Below are 14,472 nucleotides of genomic sequence, written 5' to 3' on the forward strand. Positions count from 1 at the left end.
CCATGCTGAAAACGATTCGTAAACACGGTATTACGCTGGCGCTTTTTGCCGCAGGTTCTACGGGATTGACTGCGGTGATTAATCAGATGACAAAATCAACCATCCACGAACAAGCGCTGCAACAACAGCATGCCCTGTTCGATCAGGTATTGCCGCCAGATCGTTACAATAATAATCTGCAAGATAGCTGTTATCTGGTCGATGCGCCCGCCCTCGGCAAAGGCACACATCGTGTTTTTATCGCTCGCAAGGATGATAAACCCGTAGCAGCCATCATTGAGGCCACCGCGCCAGATGGCTATTCCGGCGCTATCCAGCTTATTGTTGGCGCAGATTTCAACGGTACCGTCCTGGGGACGCGTGTGACGGAACATCATGAGACGCCAGGGTTAGGTGATAAAATTGAGCGCCGTTTGTCTGACTGGATTACCCACTTTAGCGGTAAAACCATCAGCGGTGAAAATGATACGCACTGGGCGGTGAAAAAGGATGGCGGTGATTTTGATCAATTTACCGGGGCGACAATAACGCCGCGCGCCGTGGTGAATGCGGTTAAACGCGCCGGGCTGTACGCCGAATCACTGCCCGCTCAGCTCCCCCATTTAACCGCCTGTGGAGAATAGCCATGAGCGAAATAAAAGACATTGTTGTTCAGGGGTTATGGAAAAATAACTCTGCTCTGGTGCAGCTACTTGGCCTGTGCCCTTTACTGGCGGTGACGTCTACGGCAACCAACGCTCTGGGGCTGGGTCTGGCCACAACGCTGGTATTAACGCTGACCAACCTTACGGTATCCGCACTACGTCGCTGGACGCCGGCAGAAATCCGTATCCCGATTTACGTTATGATCATTGCCTCGGTGGTAAGCGCAGTACAGATGCTGATCAATGCGTATGCGTTCGGTTTATATCAGTCTTTAGGGATTTTTATTCCGCTGATTGTAACGAACTGCATTGTTGTCGGTCGCGCCGAAGCGTTTGCCGCGAAAAAAGGACCGTGGCTTTCCGCGTTGGACGGTTTTTCCATCGGCATGGGCGCGACAGGCGCGATGTTCGTGCTGGGTTCGCTGCGCGAGATCCTCGGGAATGGTACGCTTTTCGATGGCGCGGATAGCCTGCTGGGAGGCTGGGCAAAAGTATTACGGGTCGAGATATTTCACACCGACTCGCCTTTCCTGCTGGCGATGCTGCCGCCAGGCGCGTTTATCGGCCTGGGGCTCATGCTGGCGGTAAAATATCTTATTGATGAAAAAATGAAGAAACGCCGCGCCGAAACCGCGCCTTCCGCTGTTCCGGCAGGTGAAACAGGGAAAGTCTGATGAACAAAGCAAAAAGGCTGGAAATTCTGACGCGCCTGCGCGACAACAATCCGCACCCCACAACGGAACTCAATTTCACGTCGCCGTTTGAGTTGCTGATTGCCGTGTTGCTTTCCGCGCAGGCAACCGACGTCAGCGTGAACAAGGCTACCGCCAAACTTTACCCGGTCGCCAATACGCCAGCCGCGATGCTGGAACTGGGCGTAGAAGGCGTGAAATCCTATATCAAAACCATCGGTTTATTTAACAGTAAAGCGGAAAACGTGATTAAGACCTGCCGTATTTTACTGGACAAGCATAATGGCGAAGTGCCGGAGGATCGGGCGGCGCTGGAAGCGCTTCCCGGCGTGGGCCGTAAAACCGCTAACGTGGTGCTAAATACCGCCTTCGGCTGGCCGACCATCGCCGTTGATACGCATATATTTCGTGTATGCAACCGAACACAGTTCGCGCCGGGTAAAAATGTCGAGCAGGTAGAAGAGAAGTTACTGAAAGTAGTGCCGAATGAGTTCAAAGTGGACTGCCATCACTGGTTAATTTTGCATGGCCGCTATACCTGTATCGCTCGAAAACCCCGCTGCGGCTCCTGCCTCATTGAAGACCTTTGCGAATACAAAGAAAAAGTCGATATTTGATATGGTCGGAGTGCGTCCGTCACGCCAGCGCGCTCCCACCTTCGGCCTGGATCTATTTTAGCCATCAATCATTCCAGTCTCTGTCCTTTTTCTGATGTAATGTGCTTTCGTTTTCCCTCCACGTCAGGTTAATCATTTTTTTAATCGCAAAAATTTCTATCTATCCGTGATCAGGATCACTTTGATAACTTCATGTGAAATTTAATGACATCTAAGGTTACATTTACAACCGGATAGACTGACGCCCCGTTTTCACTACAAAATATTACTCTGCCATTTTTTCAGATAATGGCCTATATCACTGCTTTTCACCTTAAATAGCAGAAGATATCGCCTTTCACCCAAACCAATGGCCTTTTTGCAGTGTAAAAATCTGCCATTCTTCAAATGAAGAAATTTAACGCTGGATAACATTTCTGACATCGGACGATTCAACCAGAAGAGTTATATGTAACAGATTATTACAAAGCTCTTGTCTGGAGAGGAAAGATAGTGAACATTACCTGCCGTTTCCCCTCCAATATAACAATCGGACGGATGAGTCTGACTCATCACGCGCCAGACAATCCCTGTTAATACGGGGCGTAAAAAAGAGGTAAAAGTGTCTACTGCAAACAAAAAACCAACTGAAAGCGTCAGTTTGAACGCTTTCAAACAACCGAAGGCGTTCTATCTCATCTTCTCGATAGAGTTATGGGAGCGTTTTGGTTATTACGGCCTGCAAGGCATTATGGCCGTCTACCTGGTAAAACAACTGGGTATGTCAGAAGCGGATTCCATCACCCTTTTCTCTTCCTTCAGTGCGCTGGTGTACGGCTTGGTCGCCATTGGCGGTTGGTTAGGTGATAAAATTCTGGGCACCAAACGCGTTATTATGCTGGGTGCCGTGGTGCTGGCTATCGGTTATGCGCTGGTCGCATGGTCTGGTCATGACGCTGGCATCGTCTATATGGGCATGGCGGCTATCGCTGTGGGTAACGGTCTGTTTAAAGCTAACCCGTCTTCCCTGCTGTCTACCTGTTACGCGAAGGACGATCCGCGTCTCGACGGCGCATTTACGATGTATTATATGTCCGTCAACATCGGCTCCTTCTTCTCTATGCTGGCGACGCCGTGGCTGGCGGCGCGTTATGGCTGGAGCACCGCGTTTGCGCTTAGCGTCGTCGGTATGCTGATAACCGTCGTTAACTTTGCTTTCTGCCAGCGTTGGGTGAAAAGCTACGGTTCCAAACCCGACTTTGAACCGATCAACTTCCGTAATCTGCTGCTGACAATCGTGGGTATTGTCGTTCTGATTGCGGTCGCCACCTGGCTGCTGCACAACCAGGACATCGCGCGTATGGTGCTGGGCGTAATCGCTCTTGGCATCGTCATTATCTTCGGTAAAGAAGCGTTTTCCATGCACGGCGCGGCTCGCCGTAAAATGATCGTCGCCTTTATTTTGATGCTGCAGGCGATTATCTTCTTCGTACTGTACAGCCAGATGCCGACGTCGCTGAACTTCTTTGCCATTCGTAACGTCGAGCACTCTATTCTCGGTATCGCGTTCGAACCGGAACAGTATCAGGCGCTGAACCCATTCTGGATCATTATCGGCAGCCCGATTCTGGCCGCTATCTATAACAGGATGGGCGATACGCTGCCGATGCCGATGAAATTCGCCATTGGTATGGTGCTGTGTTCCGGCGCGTTCCTGATTCTGCCGCTGGGCGCCAAATTTGCGAACGATGCCGGCATCGTATCCGTAAACTGGCTGATCGCAAGCTACGGCCTGCAAAGTATCGGTGAGCTGATGATCTCCGGTCTGGGACTGGCAATGGTCGCACAGTTGGTTCCGCAGCGTCTGATGGGCTTCATCATGGGTAGCTGGTTCCTGACAACGGCAGGCGCTAACATCATCGGCGGTTATGTCGCCAACCTGATGGCTGTGCCGAGCGACGTGACTGACCCACTGATGTCCCTGGAAGTCTATGGTCGCGTATTTATGCAGATTGGCATAGCAACCGCCGTTATCGCCATCCTGATGCTGCTGACAGCGCCTAAGCTGAACCGTATGACCCAGGACGATGATAACGCTGAAAAAGGCTCTAAAGCCGCTACAGTTTAATTTTCCGGGAAACAACATTCAGGCCGCTAACTGTGCGTTAGCGGCTTTTTTTTTGCTCGTCCCCGCACTACCATACTTTAAACCTCAGCAAAAAGGAGTTACCGATGAAACTGTTCTACAAACCGGGTGCCTGCTCTCTTGCTTCCCATATTACCCTGCGCGAAATTGGCAAAGACTTTACGCTTGATGGCGTCGATCTCGCAAAAAAACGCCTGGAAAATGGTGATGATTACCTGGCAGTCAACCCTAAAGGACAGGTTCCAGCTCTGCTGCTGGATGACGGCACACTGTTGACTGAAGGCGTCGCCATTATGCAGTATCTCGCCGACAGCGTTCCCGACCGCCAGCTTCTGGCGCCGGTAAGTAGTCTTGCTCGCTATCATACGCTGGAATGGCTCAACTATATTGCAACGGAACTGCATAAAGGCTTTACCCCTCTGTTCCGCCCTGACACGCCAGAAACACTCAAACCCGCCGTTCGCGCCGGTCTGGAAAAGAAATTGCAGTATGTGGATGAGTCGCTTTCAGACGACCAGTGGATTTGCGGCCAGCGTTTTACCATTGCAGACGCTTATCTGTTTACCGTATTGCGTTGGGCCTATGGCGTAAAACTGAATATGGACGGGTTAACGCATATTGAAAGTTATATGCAGCGTGTCGCAAAAAGACCGACCGTTGCGGCAGCGCTTAAAGCGGAAGGACTGAATTAATGTCATGTTGCCGGATAGCTCGCTGTACCGCCATCCGGCCTCTTTTTAACAGCAATAATTACAGCCGCGTTGCGCTGAAGTAATGTTCAGGGTTAGCGATCCTGTCCTGGGCCGCCACGACCTGCAGTTCGTACTCCTGCATCGTTTTGGTGGCGATCATAATCTCATAGACTGCCGCCGTAACGTGCTCCAGCGCCTGCTGCAACGTCGCGCCCTGCAAAAGTTTGACCAGCAATAAACCACTGGTGACATCGCCAACGCCAACCGGCTGACGTGAACCGAAATCCACCAGCGGACGGCTAATATGCCAGGCTTCCTGCGCTGTCACCAGCAGCATTTCAAAGCGTTCTGAACTGTAACCGGCGCGGGCGAGATGTTTTACCAGTACAATTTCTGGCCCCTGAGCAATCAGTTCACGCGCCGCCTGCACGGCGTCATCCACATTATTCACGCTATGTTTGCTGAGAATTTCCAGTTCAATCAGGTTAGGCGCGATAATATCGCTGGCGGGTAGCGCATAACGCACATGGAACTCTGCGACGCCAGGCGCCACGATACAGCCCTTTTCCGGATGCCCCATCACGGGATCGCAGAAATATTTTGCCTGCGGATTTGCCGCTTTAACCTGGCGCACAATACCGAGAATGTGTTCTCCCTGCTCGGCAGATCCCAGGTAACCGCTAAGTACGGCGTCGCAGTGCGCTAATTGGCCAATGTCCGCAATCCCCTGGACAATCTCAGTCAGATGGCTGGGCGGCATGACACAGCCGGTCCATTTACCATATTGCGTGTGGTTAGAAAACTGAACGGTATTCAGCGGCCAAACATTCGCGCCAAGACGGCGCATGGGAAATTCGGCGGCGCTGTTGCCCGCATGTCCGAAAACAACATGGGACTGGATAGCGAGGATATTCTTCATTTTTTTACCTGAACATCAAAAATAAGGGAGTGATTTCTCACTCCCTGTTACTTAATGCCTTATTTCCAGCAAATCAGACAATAGTTCTTTTTGCCGCGACGTAATAAGGTATAGCGGCCAAACAGACGGTCCTCATCGTTAAAGATGTATTCAGGATCGGATTGTTTTTCACCATTGATAGTGACAGCGTTGGAGGCGATAGTCTTACGCGCCTGACCACGTGACGGCTGGAGCTCGGCGTCTACCAGCGCCTGCATCAGATCGGCGCCTTTTTCCATTTCAACCATCGGTACGCCGTCCTGCGCCAACTGCTCAAAGTCAGCTTCGCTCAGCGCGCTCAGTGAACCGCTGAACAGACATTCAGTGATCCGTTTCGCCGCGACCAGCCCTTCTTCACCATGAACCAGGCGCGTCACCTGCTCGGCCAGCACATACTGCGCGCGCGGCGCTTTCCCGCTGTTTTTATCTTCTTCTTCCAGGGCATTGATCTCTTCAATGTCCATAAAAGTGAAGAATTTCAGGAAGCGATAAACATCGGCATCTGCGGTGTTAATCCAGAACTGGTAGAATTTGTACGGACTGGTTTTCTTCGGATCCAGCCAGACAGCGCCGCCTTCGGTTTTACCGAATTTCGTGCCGTCAGCTTTGGTGATCAGTGGAACGGTCAAACCAAATACCTGATTCTGGTGCAGGCGACGGGTCAGGTCGATACCGGAAGTGATGTTCCCCCACTGGTCAGAACCGCCAATCTGTAAGGCAACGCCGTGCAGTTTATTCAGACAAGCGAAGTCGTACCCCTGTAGCAGGTTATAAGAGAACTCCGTGAAAGAGATACCCTGATCGTCACGGTTCAGACGCTGCTTCACCGCTTCTTTGTTGATCATCTGATTAACGGAAAAATGTTTACCGATATCGCGCAGGAAAGTCAGCACATTCATGCTGCCGAACCAGTCATAGTTATTGGCCGCGATGGCGGAGTTTTCGCCGCAATCAAAGTCCAGGAATGGGGCAACCTGTTTACGAATTTTCGCCACCCACTCCTGAACGGTCTCTTCAGTGTTCAGTTTACGCTCGGCGGCTTTGAAGCTCGGGTCGCCAATCAGACCGGTCGCGCCGCCTACCAGCGCAACAGGTTTGTGCCCTGCCTGCTGGAAGCGTTTCAGGCATAACAATGGAACCAGATGCCCCAAATGCAAGCTGTCAGCGGTAGGATCGAAGCCGCAATAGAGCGCGATCGGGCCTTGCGCCAGTCGCTCTGCCAACGCGTCTTCGTCCGTCACCTGGGCTACCAGCCCCCGCTCTTGCAATTGTTTAATCAAGTTACTGCTTGCCATCAAAATCTCCATGTATAAAACGACTGCACCTTTGCCGGTACACGACTTTTCGCCAGACGCGAAAGAGACATAGCATAAAACGGCGGATTCATCCGCACCAGTGCTTAAAACAAGATTTTTGCATCTTTAGGGCGCAAGACGGTCGATTTTCCACGCGCCGTCGTCGCGTTGGTATAAAAAGCGATCGTGCAGACGATGTTCGCCGCCCTGCCAGAACTCCATCTGTTCGATACTCACGCGAAAACCGCCCCAGAAGCTGGGTAGCGGCACTTCGCCCTGTTGAAACTTCTGCTTAAGCTCCAGAAATTTGCTTTCGAGGATACCGCGCGCGGAAATGCGGCTGGATTGTTTAGAGACCCATGCGCCGATCTGGCTGTCGCGCGGACGGCTGTGGAAATACCTCACCACCTCAAGTGTGGAGAGACGCTCGGCTTTGCCTGTCACCATCACCTGGCGTTCAAGCATATGCCAGGGAAATAACAGACTAATACGCGGATTGTGCTCAATTTGATGCGCCTTGCGGCTTCCCAGGTTGGTATAAAAGACCAGGCCTTTTTCATCATAATGCTTGAGCAATACAATACGCTGGTACGGTTGCCCCTTGTCATCTACGGTCGCCACGACCATTGCCGTCGGATCGGCCAGTCTGGCGTCGCACGCTTGCCCAAGCCAGCGCTCAAATAAGGTTAACGGTTCAGCGGGTAAATCGCGGCGACGCAAGCCGCCTTTCGTGTATTCACGGCGCAGATGCGCGATCTGCTGCAATTGGTCGTTATCAGACATGGCGTTGATCAGAAATAATCAGTGGGTGGCGCTATTGTGCGCCCCCATACTGAAAATCTCAACGCTTCGGATTTTGTAACTGACAGTTATTAAGCACAATTCTGTCTCGTTTATAGACCGTGGCGCTCTCGCCTTGCGACCAGAAAACATAAATCCCGTCGGTATAACGCGCGCCCGAGGCCGAGATTCCTTGCTTCAGGGTCAGCAGCTTATTGTCATAAACAAAACTGACCTCTTCACGCGGGTTATTGACTTTAACGGTAAGCGGCTTCTCATCACACTGGTATTCCAGCGTATCCGTTTGCATACGTTCAACAAATTGTTGATAAACGCTACAGCCGGTCAGCAGCACAGGTAAACACATTATTGCGATCTTTTTCATAGGCATATCCCGAAAGCTCTCCTGCTTCTGGAAGGGCAAACGCCCCTTCCTGACCTTGCTAGTTTACCGATATAGGGTCCGGGAAAAATTCAGTTAACTCTGAGTTATTGGGTTAGCCGGGTAAATAGCGCCTAAAACACTGGCTTCTGTAGCCCCCGTCACGGAAGGTAAATTTCCCGGCAGGCCCGCGAGCGTTCGCCAGGCAAGCCATGCAAAGGCCAGCGCTTCCATATCATCGCCGCTAATCCCCGCCTTATCGGTGGTCGAAACCTCGATACCGGGCAACAACGCCGCCAGACGGGCCATCACTAACGGATTCCGGCTTCCGCCGCCACAGACCATCAGCCGCTCGCAGCCGCCATTGAGCAGCACCTGTTGGGCGATGGAGACCGCCGTCAGCTCAGCCAGCGTGGCCTGCACATCGCGCGCGTCTGCACCAGGGAAAGCCGTAAGATGACGTTCTAACCAGCCATAGTTGAAATATTCGCGTCCTGTACTTTTGGGCGCCGACGCAGCAAAGTACGGATCGCGCAACATCTTTTGCAGCAAGGGAAGAATAACCTGACCTTCTTTCGCCCATGCCGCATCTTTGTCGTAGGGCTGCGCGCATTGTCGCCAAATCCACGCATCCATCAACATATTACCCGGCCCCGTGTCGTACCCGCGCACCGCCTGTCCGGGGAAAAGCAGAGATAAATTGGCGATGCCGCCGATATTCAGGACCATACGTTTTTCCGTCGGATGTCCCAACAGCGCGTGATGGAAAGCGGGCACCAGCGGCGCGCCTTGTCCGCCCAGCGCAATATCCCGCCGCCGAAAATCGCCGACCACTGTAATCCCCGTATGGGCGACGATGTGATTATTATCGCCAATTTGCAGCGTATGCGGGGCCTCGCCGGTCGGCTCATGCCAGACCGTTTGCCCATGACAACCAATGGCGACGATATCCCGCGGCTGCAAACGTTGTTGCGCTAACAGCGCATTAACCGCCTGTGCAAAAAGCCGGCCTAACTGGGTATCCAGCTGGCCGAGTTGCGAAAGCGTAAGCGGCTGTCCCTGGCAAATATCGAGAATGCCTTTTTTCAGATGAACGGGAATGGGCCAGGTGAGACTTGCCTGTTGCGCTACCATTGTTTCATCAATTGCCGCCAGTACAACATCCACGCCATCAAGGCTGGTCCCGGACATAACGCCAATAAAACGGCCCGATTTCATACCTCTTCCTTATTAAGCTGGGTTAAGCCTTAACACTCGGCATAACGTATTTTGCAATGCGATGCCCGCGTCACGTTTTTTGCCGTGCCGTCCACGGATATCAATGACCTATCTTTTCTTGCTTCCCACTTCGTTTAAGATTAGTTAATTAACTTCTGATTATGATTTTTACATTCTTTTGGCAGAAGATATGACCTTAACTGCATAAATGCCATATAATTTAGCTATAGGGATGCTGAAATAGCGTTTCGTGAAGAACAGGAGATGGGTAAATGATTAAACGTGTACTGGCCGTTTCACTGATGGGGTTATCCTTAGCGGGGTGTGTTAACAATGATAGCCTTTCGGGTGATGTTTATACCGCATCCGAGGCTAAACAAGTTCAGAATGTAACGTACGGTACTATCGTTAACGTTCGTCCGGTTCAAATTCAGGGCGGTGATGATTCTAACGTGATTGGCGCTATCGGCGGCGCGGTGTTGGGCGGATTCCTCGGCAACACTATCGGCGGCGGTACGGGTCGTTCACTGGCGACCGCGGCAGGCGCGGTGGCTGGCGGCGTAGCGGGCCAGGGCGTCCAGAGCGCAATGAATAAAACCCAGGGTGTGGAACTGGAAATTCGTAAAGACGATGGCAACACCATTATGGTTGTGCAGAAACAAGGAAATACGCGTTTCTCGGCAGGTCAGCGTGTCGTGCTGGCCAGCAATGGCAGCCAGGTTACTGTCTCTCCACGCTAAACCAGGCTTTACGTGTGGTCACATGGCCACACGTATGCCCCTGCACCTCAATCGTGAGAGTGCAATTCCATAATGTTGTGTTCAAGTTTGGCGATAAGTTTAATCAGAAGCTCAATCTCCTCTGAAGAAATCCCAGCCAAAATTTCACCGCGCGTTTTATGAATGACCGCTTCCATCTCAGCGATCAGCGGCTCCGCTTTTTCGGTCAGTTTAATGCGCTTAGCGCGACGATCGCTGGCGCAGGTTTGCCGCGAAATTAGCCCCTTATCTTCAAGTTGATCCAACGTGCGTACCAGCGATGGCTGCTCAATGCCTATCGCTTTAGCCAATTGAATCTGCGACTGGTCAGGCGGCAATTGATGAATATTGTGCAACGTGACCCAATGTGTCTGCGTCAATTCCAGAGGCTTGAGGCGATGGTCAATCAGAGCACGCCAAATGCGCACCAACCGTGCCAGATCAGAACCTAGTGGCGATTCCAATTTCATCTCCTTATAATTAGCTTGCTAAGTTATTATGCTGATTTTAGAATAGTGTGCAGTATTTGTATTCCCAAAACAAATGTATTGCTAAATTTGCTTACCAATAGACATTTTTTCAGACATAGTGCGCACCTGGCACCTGTAGCTTCAGTTTTGGCTAAAACTAAAGCATCGATGTCTGACGCAAAGGAACATTGCTTGTGAAGTGTATACTCAACGCCACAGGATTGCCCTTACAAGATCTCATGTTGGGAGCATCTGTTTACTTTCCGCCATTCTTTAAAGCCTTTGCGCTTGGGTTCGTTATCTGGTTGTTTATTCACCGACTCCTGCGTGACCGGATATACTCTGATGAAATCTGGCATCCCCTGTTAATGGATCTCTCCCTCTTTACGCTTTGCGTATGTCTGGGCCTCGTTTTACTGATCGTGTGGTAAATATGTCGTTAAAAACAATAAAATATTTTTCTACTCTCATTGTCGCCGTCGTCGCCGTTCTGGCCGCGTGGTGGTTATGGAATTACTATATGCAATCGCCATGGACACGCGATGGTAAAATCCGCGCGGAACAGGTCAGCGTAACGCCGCAGGTTTCTGGCAGCATTACCCAACTCAATATCAAAGATAATCAGTTCGTCAACGCCGGGGACGTTCTTTTTGTCATTGATAAAACGCCCTTCCATATTGCAGAACTTAACGCGCAGGCGCAGTTGGCCAAAGCGCAGTCCGATCTGGCAAAAGCGAATAATGAAGCCGACCGACGTCGACATTTATCGCGTAACTACATCTCTGCTGAAGATCTGGATAGCGCCAATCTGAATGTTAAAGCGATGCAGGCCAACGTAGATGTCGCACTGGCAACGTTAAAACAGGCGCAGTGGCAGCTTAGCCAGACGGAAGTAAAAGCGCCGGTATCCGGCTGGGTGACCAACCTTTCCACGCGTACCGGTGATTATGCCAGTACCGGTAAGCCACTTTTCGCCCTGGTAGATAGCCATTCATTTTATGTAATGGGATATTTCGAAGAAACCAAACTACGCCATATCCGCGAAGGTGAGCCTGCATTAATAACACTGTATAGTGGCAATATTAAGTTACAGGGTCACGTTGGCAGTATCGGGCGCGCTATTTACGACCAAAGCGTGGAAAGCGACTCCGGTTTAGTGCCCGATATCAAACCCAACGTACCGTGGGTACGTCTGGCGCAACGCGTACCGGTACGTATCGAATTTGACGCTTTGCCGCAGGATATCACGCTCGTCTCCGGCACTACCTGCAGCGTAGCCATTGGACAGCGGTAATGAAACTCTCCCTGCCGGCCCTGCGAAATACGCCCTGGTTTAAAGCGACCTCCGGCCAGTGGCGTTACGCGTTGCGCAATACCATTGCTATGTGTCTCGCGCTGACATTCGCTTATTATCTCAATCTGGATGAGCCCTACTGGGCGATGACTTCGGCCGCAGTGGTGAGCTTTCCGACCGTAGGCGGCGTAATCAGTAAAAGTCTGGGGCGTATTGCCGGGAGTTTACTCGGCGCGACCGCCGCGTTAATTATTGCCGGCCATACGCTGAATGAACCCTGGTTATTCTTATTTAGCATGGCCGCCTGGATCGGTTTTTGTACCTGGGCCTGCGCGCATTTTACCAATAATGCCGCTTATGCTTTCCAGTTGTCCGGCTACACGGCGGCAATCATCGCGTTCCCGATGGTTAATATTGTAGAAATCACGCAGTTGTGGGATATCGCCCAGGCACGTGTATGTGAAGTTATCGTCGGCATCCTCTGTGGCGGCATGATGATGATGATCCTGCCCAGCACATCGGATGGCACAGCCCTGCTCACCGCGTTGAAAAACATGCATGCGCGCTTGCTGGAACATGCCAGTCTACTTTGGCAGCCGGAGACTACCGACGCCATCCGCTCCGCGCATGAGGGCGTCATTGGGCAAATCCTGACCATGAACCTGCTGCGTATTCAGGCCTTCTGGAGTCACTACCGTTTTCGCCGCCAGAATGCATTGCTAAATGCATTGTTACACCAGCAATTACGGCTAACCAGCGTGATCTCCAGTCTGCGTAGAATGCTTTTAAACTGGCCGACGCCGCCGGAAAACAGCCGCGAAGTTATTGAACAACTCTTAGCTGCGCTGGCGAAACCGCGCGCGGACAGCTACACCGTGGCGCGGATTATTGCGCCGCTACGCCCGCAGGATGAACAGGATTATCGTCACCTCGCGTTCTGGCAGCGATTACGCTATTTTTGCCACTTATATCTGCGCAGCAGCCGCCAGTTATATCTGATCGAAAGCGGCGCGCCGGTGGATCAAATCCATATCCGCCGCACTCCCGGCCTTGCGCGGCATACGGATAACGCAGAGGCCATCTGGAGCGGCGTGCGTACCTTTTGCACGCTCACGGTGATTGGCGCCTGGAGTATTGGCGCGCAATGGGAATCCGGGCCCGGCGCATTAACCCTGGCGGCGATCAGTTGTGTCCTCTACTCCATCGTCGCCACGCCGTTTAAGTCGCTCACCTTATTGATGCGAACTTTAGTGCTGCTGTCCTTATTCAGCTTCGTGGTGAAATTTGGCCTGATGGTGCAAATCACCGATCTGTGGCAATTCTTGCTTTTCCTTTTTCCGCTGTTCGTCACGATGCAACTGCTTAAACTGCAGATGCCTAAGCTGGCGGGACTGTGGGGGCAGCTTATCGTTTTTATGGGCTCATTCATCGCCGTGACCAATCCGCCGGTGTACGACTTCGCCGACTTCCTTAACGATAATACCGCCAAGATTGTCGGCGTCGCGATTTCCTGGCTGGCGTTTGCGATTTTGCGCCCCGGTTCCGATGCCGTAAAAAGTCGCCGCCATATCCGCGCGCTACGCCGGGATTTCGTCGATCAGCTTAGCCGTCATCCTTCCCATAGCGAAAGCGAGTTTGAATCGCTGACCTATCATCACGTCAGTCAGCTCAGCAATAGCCAGGATGCGCTGGCGCGCCGGTGGTTATTACGTTGGGGAGTGGTACTGCTGAACTGCTCGCATGTGGTGTGGCAGCTGCGCGCCTGGGAGTCGCGTTCCGATCCGCTTTCCCGGGTGCGGGATATTTGTATATCCCTGCTGCGTGATGTGATGAGCGAGCGCGGCGTGCAGCAACGCCCGCTTGCCGTCTCGCTACAGGAATTACAGCGTATCTGCGACACGCTCGCACATCATCATCAGCCCGCCGCGCATGAGCTGGCGGCGATTATCTGGCGTTTACACTGTTCGCTGTCGCAGCTGGAACAGGCTCCAGCGCAGGGAACACTGTCTCCGGGTTATTTAATGACGCCGCAGGCGTAACGCATTCCGCCGCCGCCGAGCGGTTTCGGCTGATCGGACATGTTATCGCCGCCCACATGGATCATGAGCGCTTTATCTTTCACTTCATCAAGAGACTTCAGACGCGGCGCAGTAACCGGTTCGGTGGCGATACCATCATTATTAACGACTAACACCGGGAGGTCGCCCAGATGCCCCTGGCCTTCCGGTCCTTCATGCTTGCCGGTATTTTGTGGGTCCAGATGACCACCAGCGGCCTCTGCGGCAACTGCTTTGCCGTCTTTAATCGCGGGCTGGCAGCTACCGTTGGCATGAATGTGAAAACCATGCTCGCCCGGCGGTAACGCTTTAAGGTGTGGGGTAAATTTTAAGCCGCCTTCGGTTTCATCGATGACGACGGTGCCGATAGACTGTCCTACGCCTTGCGCCGTCACCAGGTTCATCTCTACTTTCTCGCTGGCGGCCTGCGCACCCGCACAGGCCAGCAGCGTCACCATCGCTAAACTTAATCGCTTCATAAAACCTCCGT

At 52.2% G+C, this 14,472-nt stretch carries 16 protein-coding genes; 9 read left to right on the forward strand and 7 right to left on the reverse strand.

What is annotated here, in order from left to right; all coding sequences use genetic code 11:
• Window positions 1-2: 2 nt before the first annotated feature.
• The 5 genes from rsxG (at window position 3) to gstA (ending at window position 4,770) form a co-directional block, all read left to right on the forward strand.
• Entirely contained in the window at window positions 3-623 is a 621-nt protein-coding gene (gene rsxG, locus LDB27_RS11535) for an electron transport complex subunit RsxG (protein ID WP_000920817.1), read from the forward strand.
• Window positions 624-625: 2 nt separating this feature from the next.
• Window positions 626-1,318, forward strand: a complete 693-nt coding sequence (locus LDB27_RS11540; RefSeq protein WP_001289628.1) for an electron transport complex subunit E — start codon at window positions 626-628, stop codon at window positions 1,316-1,318.
• On the forward strand, window positions 1,318-1,953 hold the full coding sequence (gene nth / locus LDB27_RS11545) for an endonuclease III (protein WP_001030318.1): 636 nt from the start codon (window positions 1,318-1,320) through the stop codon (window positions 1,951-1,953). Before LDB27_RS11540 ends, nth begins: the two co-directional genes overlap by 1 nt.
• Before the next feature lie 601 nt (window positions 1,954-2,554).
• Window positions 2,555-4,060 (forward strand): dipeptide/tripeptide permease DtpA, encoded by a 1,506-nt coding sequence (gene dtpA / locus LDB27_RS11550; RefSeq protein WP_000100909.1) that lies wholly within the window; start codon window positions 2,555-2,557, stop codon window positions 4,058-4,060.
• Between the two features lie 104 nt (window positions 4,061-4,164).
• On the forward strand, window positions 4,165-4,770 hold the full coding sequence (gene gstA / locus LDB27_RS11555) for a glutathione transferase GstA (RefSeq protein ID WP_000765727.1): 606 nt from the start codon (window positions 4,165-4,167) through the stop codon (window positions 4,768-4,770).
• Between the two features lie 58 nt (window positions 4,771-4,828).
• On the opposite strand, the gene pdxY is transcribed toward gstA, so the two are convergent.
• From pdxY to anmK, 5 genes are all read right to left on the reverse strand, one after another.
• Window positions 4,829-5,689, reverse strand: coding sequence for a pyridoxal kinase PdxY (gene pdxY / locus LDB27_RS11560; RefSeq protein ID WP_000789732.1), 861 nt, complete (start codon window positions 5,687-5,689; stop codon window positions 4,829-4,831).
• A gap of 59 nt (window positions 5,690-5,748) precedes the next feature.
• A complete protein-coding gene (tyrS, locus tag LDB27_RS11565; RefSeq protein ID WP_000168626.1) occupies window positions 5,749-7,023 on the reverse strand; it encodes a tyrosine--tRNA ligase in 1,275 nt (424 codons plus the stop codon).
• Window positions 7,024-7,149: 126 nt separating this feature from the next.
• The gene (pdxH, locus tag LDB27_RS11570; protein ID WP_001282334.1) at window positions 7,150-7,806 is read right to left on the reverse strand and encodes a pyridoxamine 5'-phosphate oxidase; all 657 of its coding nucleotides are present in this window, start codon (window positions 7,804-7,806) and stop codon (window positions 7,150-7,152) included.
• Window positions 7,807-7,864: 58 nt separating this feature from the next.
• A complete protein-coding gene (gene mliC, locus LDB27_RS11575) occupies window positions 7,865-8,194 on the reverse strand; it encodes a C-type lysozyme inhibitor (RefSeq protein ID WP_001132086.1) in 330 nt (109 codons plus the stop codon).
• A gap of 87 nt (window positions 8,195-8,281) precedes the next feature.
• Window positions 8,282-9,403 carry an anhydro-N-acetylmuramic acid kinase gene (gene anmK / locus LDB27_RS11580; RefSeq protein ID WP_000835021.1) on the reverse strand — a complete coding sequence of 374 codons (1,122 nt, stop codon included), beginning with the start codon at window positions 9,401-9,403 and terminating at the stop codon, window positions 8,282-8,284.
• 272 nt (window positions 9,404-9,675) lie between these two features.
• On the opposite strand from anmK, the gene slyB reads away from it, so the two are divergent.
• Window positions 9,676-10,143, forward strand: coding sequence for an outer membrane lipoprotein SlyB (slyB, locus tag LDB27_RS11585; RefSeq protein ID WP_000597179.1), 468 nt, complete (start codon window positions 9,676-9,678; stop codon window positions 10,141-10,143).
• A gap of 47 nt (window positions 10,144-10,190) precedes the next feature.
• Here slyB and slyA read toward each other — a convergent pair whose 3' ends face one another.
• Entirely contained in the window at window positions 10,191-10,631 is a 441-nt protein-coding gene (gene slyA / locus LDB27_RS11590; RefSeq protein WP_000764551.1) for a transcriptional regulator SlyA, read from the reverse strand.
• A gap of 194 nt (window positions 10,632-10,825) precedes the next feature.
• On the opposite strand from slyA, the gene LDB27_RS11595 reads away from it, so the two are divergent.
• From LDB27_RS11595 to LDB27_RS11605, 3 genes are read left to right on the forward strand one after another with little or no spacing between them, the layout of a single operon-like run.
• Window positions 10,826-11,062, forward strand: a complete 237-nt coding sequence (locus LDB27_RS11595) for a DUF1656 domain-containing protein (protein ID WP_000649756.1) — start codon at window positions 10,826-10,828, stop codon at window positions 11,060-11,062.
• A 2-nt stretch (window positions 11,063-11,064) separates the two neighbouring features.
• Window positions 11,065-11,925 carry an HlyD family secretion protein gene (locus LDB27_RS11600; RefSeq protein ID WP_001527784.1) on the forward strand — a complete coding sequence of 287 codons (861 nt, stop codon included), beginning with the start codon at window positions 11,065-11,067 and terminating at the stop codon, window positions 11,923-11,925.
• Window positions 11,925-13,964, forward strand: coding sequence for an FUSC family protein (locus tag LDB27_RS11605; RefSeq protein WP_000777611.1), 2,040 nt, complete (start codon window positions 11,925-11,927; stop codon window positions 13,962-13,964). Before LDB27_RS11600 ends, LDB27_RS11605 begins: the two co-directional genes overlap by 1 nt.
• Here the strand turns inward: LDB27_RS11605 and sodC2 are convergent.
• Window positions 13,940-14,461: a superoxide dismutase [Cu-Zn] SodC2 gene (gene sodC2, locus LDB27_RS11610; RefSeq protein WP_000826820.1), complete on the reverse strand. Its 522-nt coding sequence runs from the start codon at window positions 14,459-14,461 to the stop codon at window positions 13,940-13,942. The genes LDB27_RS11605 and sodC2 overlap by 25 nt on opposite strands.
• Between the last annotated feature and the right edge of the window lie 11 nt (window positions 14,462-14,472).

Origin of the sequence: Salmonella sp. JXY0409-18 (assembly GCF_020268625.1) — a bacterium.
GTDB classification, from domain to species: Bacteria; Pseudomonadota; Gammaproteobacteria; order Enterobacterales; family Enterobacteriaceae; genus Salmonella; species Salmonella enterica.

Bases quoted from the DNA above. Each gene is read 5' to 3' on its own strand.
- rsxG (WP_000920817.1), top strand. From the start codon at position 3: ATGCTGAAAACGATTCGTAAACACGGTATTACGCTGGCGCTTTTTGCC.
- LDB27_RS11540 (WP_001289628.1), top strand. From the start codon at position 626: ATGAGCGAAATAAAAGACATTGTTGTTCAGGGGTTATGGAAAAATAAC.
- nth (WP_001030318.1), top strand. From the start codon at position 1,318: ATGAACAAAGCAAAAAGGCTGGAAATTCTGACGCGCCTGCGCGACAAC.
- gstA (WP_000765727.1), top strand. From the start codon at position 4,165: ATGAAACTGTTCTACAAACCGGGTGCCTGCTCTCTTGCTTCCCATATT.
- pdxY (WP_000789732.1), bottom strand. From the start codon at position 5,689: ATGAAGAATATCCTCGCTATCCAGTCCCATGTTGTTTTCGGACATGCG.
- tyrS (WP_000168626.1), bottom strand. From the start codon at position 7,023: ATGGCAAGCAGTAACTTGATTAAACAATTGCAAGAGCGGGGGCTGGTA.
- pdxH (WP_001282334.1), bottom strand. From the start codon at position 7,806: ATGTCTGATAACGACCAATTGCAGCAGATCGCGCATCTGCGCCGTGAA.
- mliC (WP_001132086.1), bottom strand. From the start codon at position 8,194: ATGCCTATGAAAAAGATCGCAATAATGTGTTTACCTGTGCTGCTGACC.
- anmK (WP_000835021.1), bottom strand. From the start codon at position 9,403: ATGAAATCGGGCCGTTTTATTGGCGTTATGTCCGGGACCAGCCTTGAT.
- slyB (WP_000597179.1), top strand. From the start codon at position 9,676: ATGATTAAACGTGTACTGGCCGTTTCACTGATGGGGTTATCCTTAGCG.
- slyA (WP_000764551.1), bottom strand. From the start codon at position 10,631: ATGAAATTGGAATCGCCACTAGGTTCTGATCTGGCACGGTTGGTGCGC.
- LDB27_RS11600 (WP_001527784.1), top strand. From the start codon at position 11,065: ATGTCGTTAAAAACAATAAAATATTTTTCTACTCTCATTGTCGCCGTC.
- LDB27_RS11605 (WP_000777611.1), top strand. From the start codon at position 11,925: ATGAAACTCTCCCTGCCGGCCCTGCGAAATACGCCCTGGTTTAAAGCG.
- sodC2 (WP_000826820.1), bottom strand. From the start codon at position 14,461: ATGAAGCGATTAAGTTTAGCGATGGTGACGCTGCTGGCCTGTGCGGGT.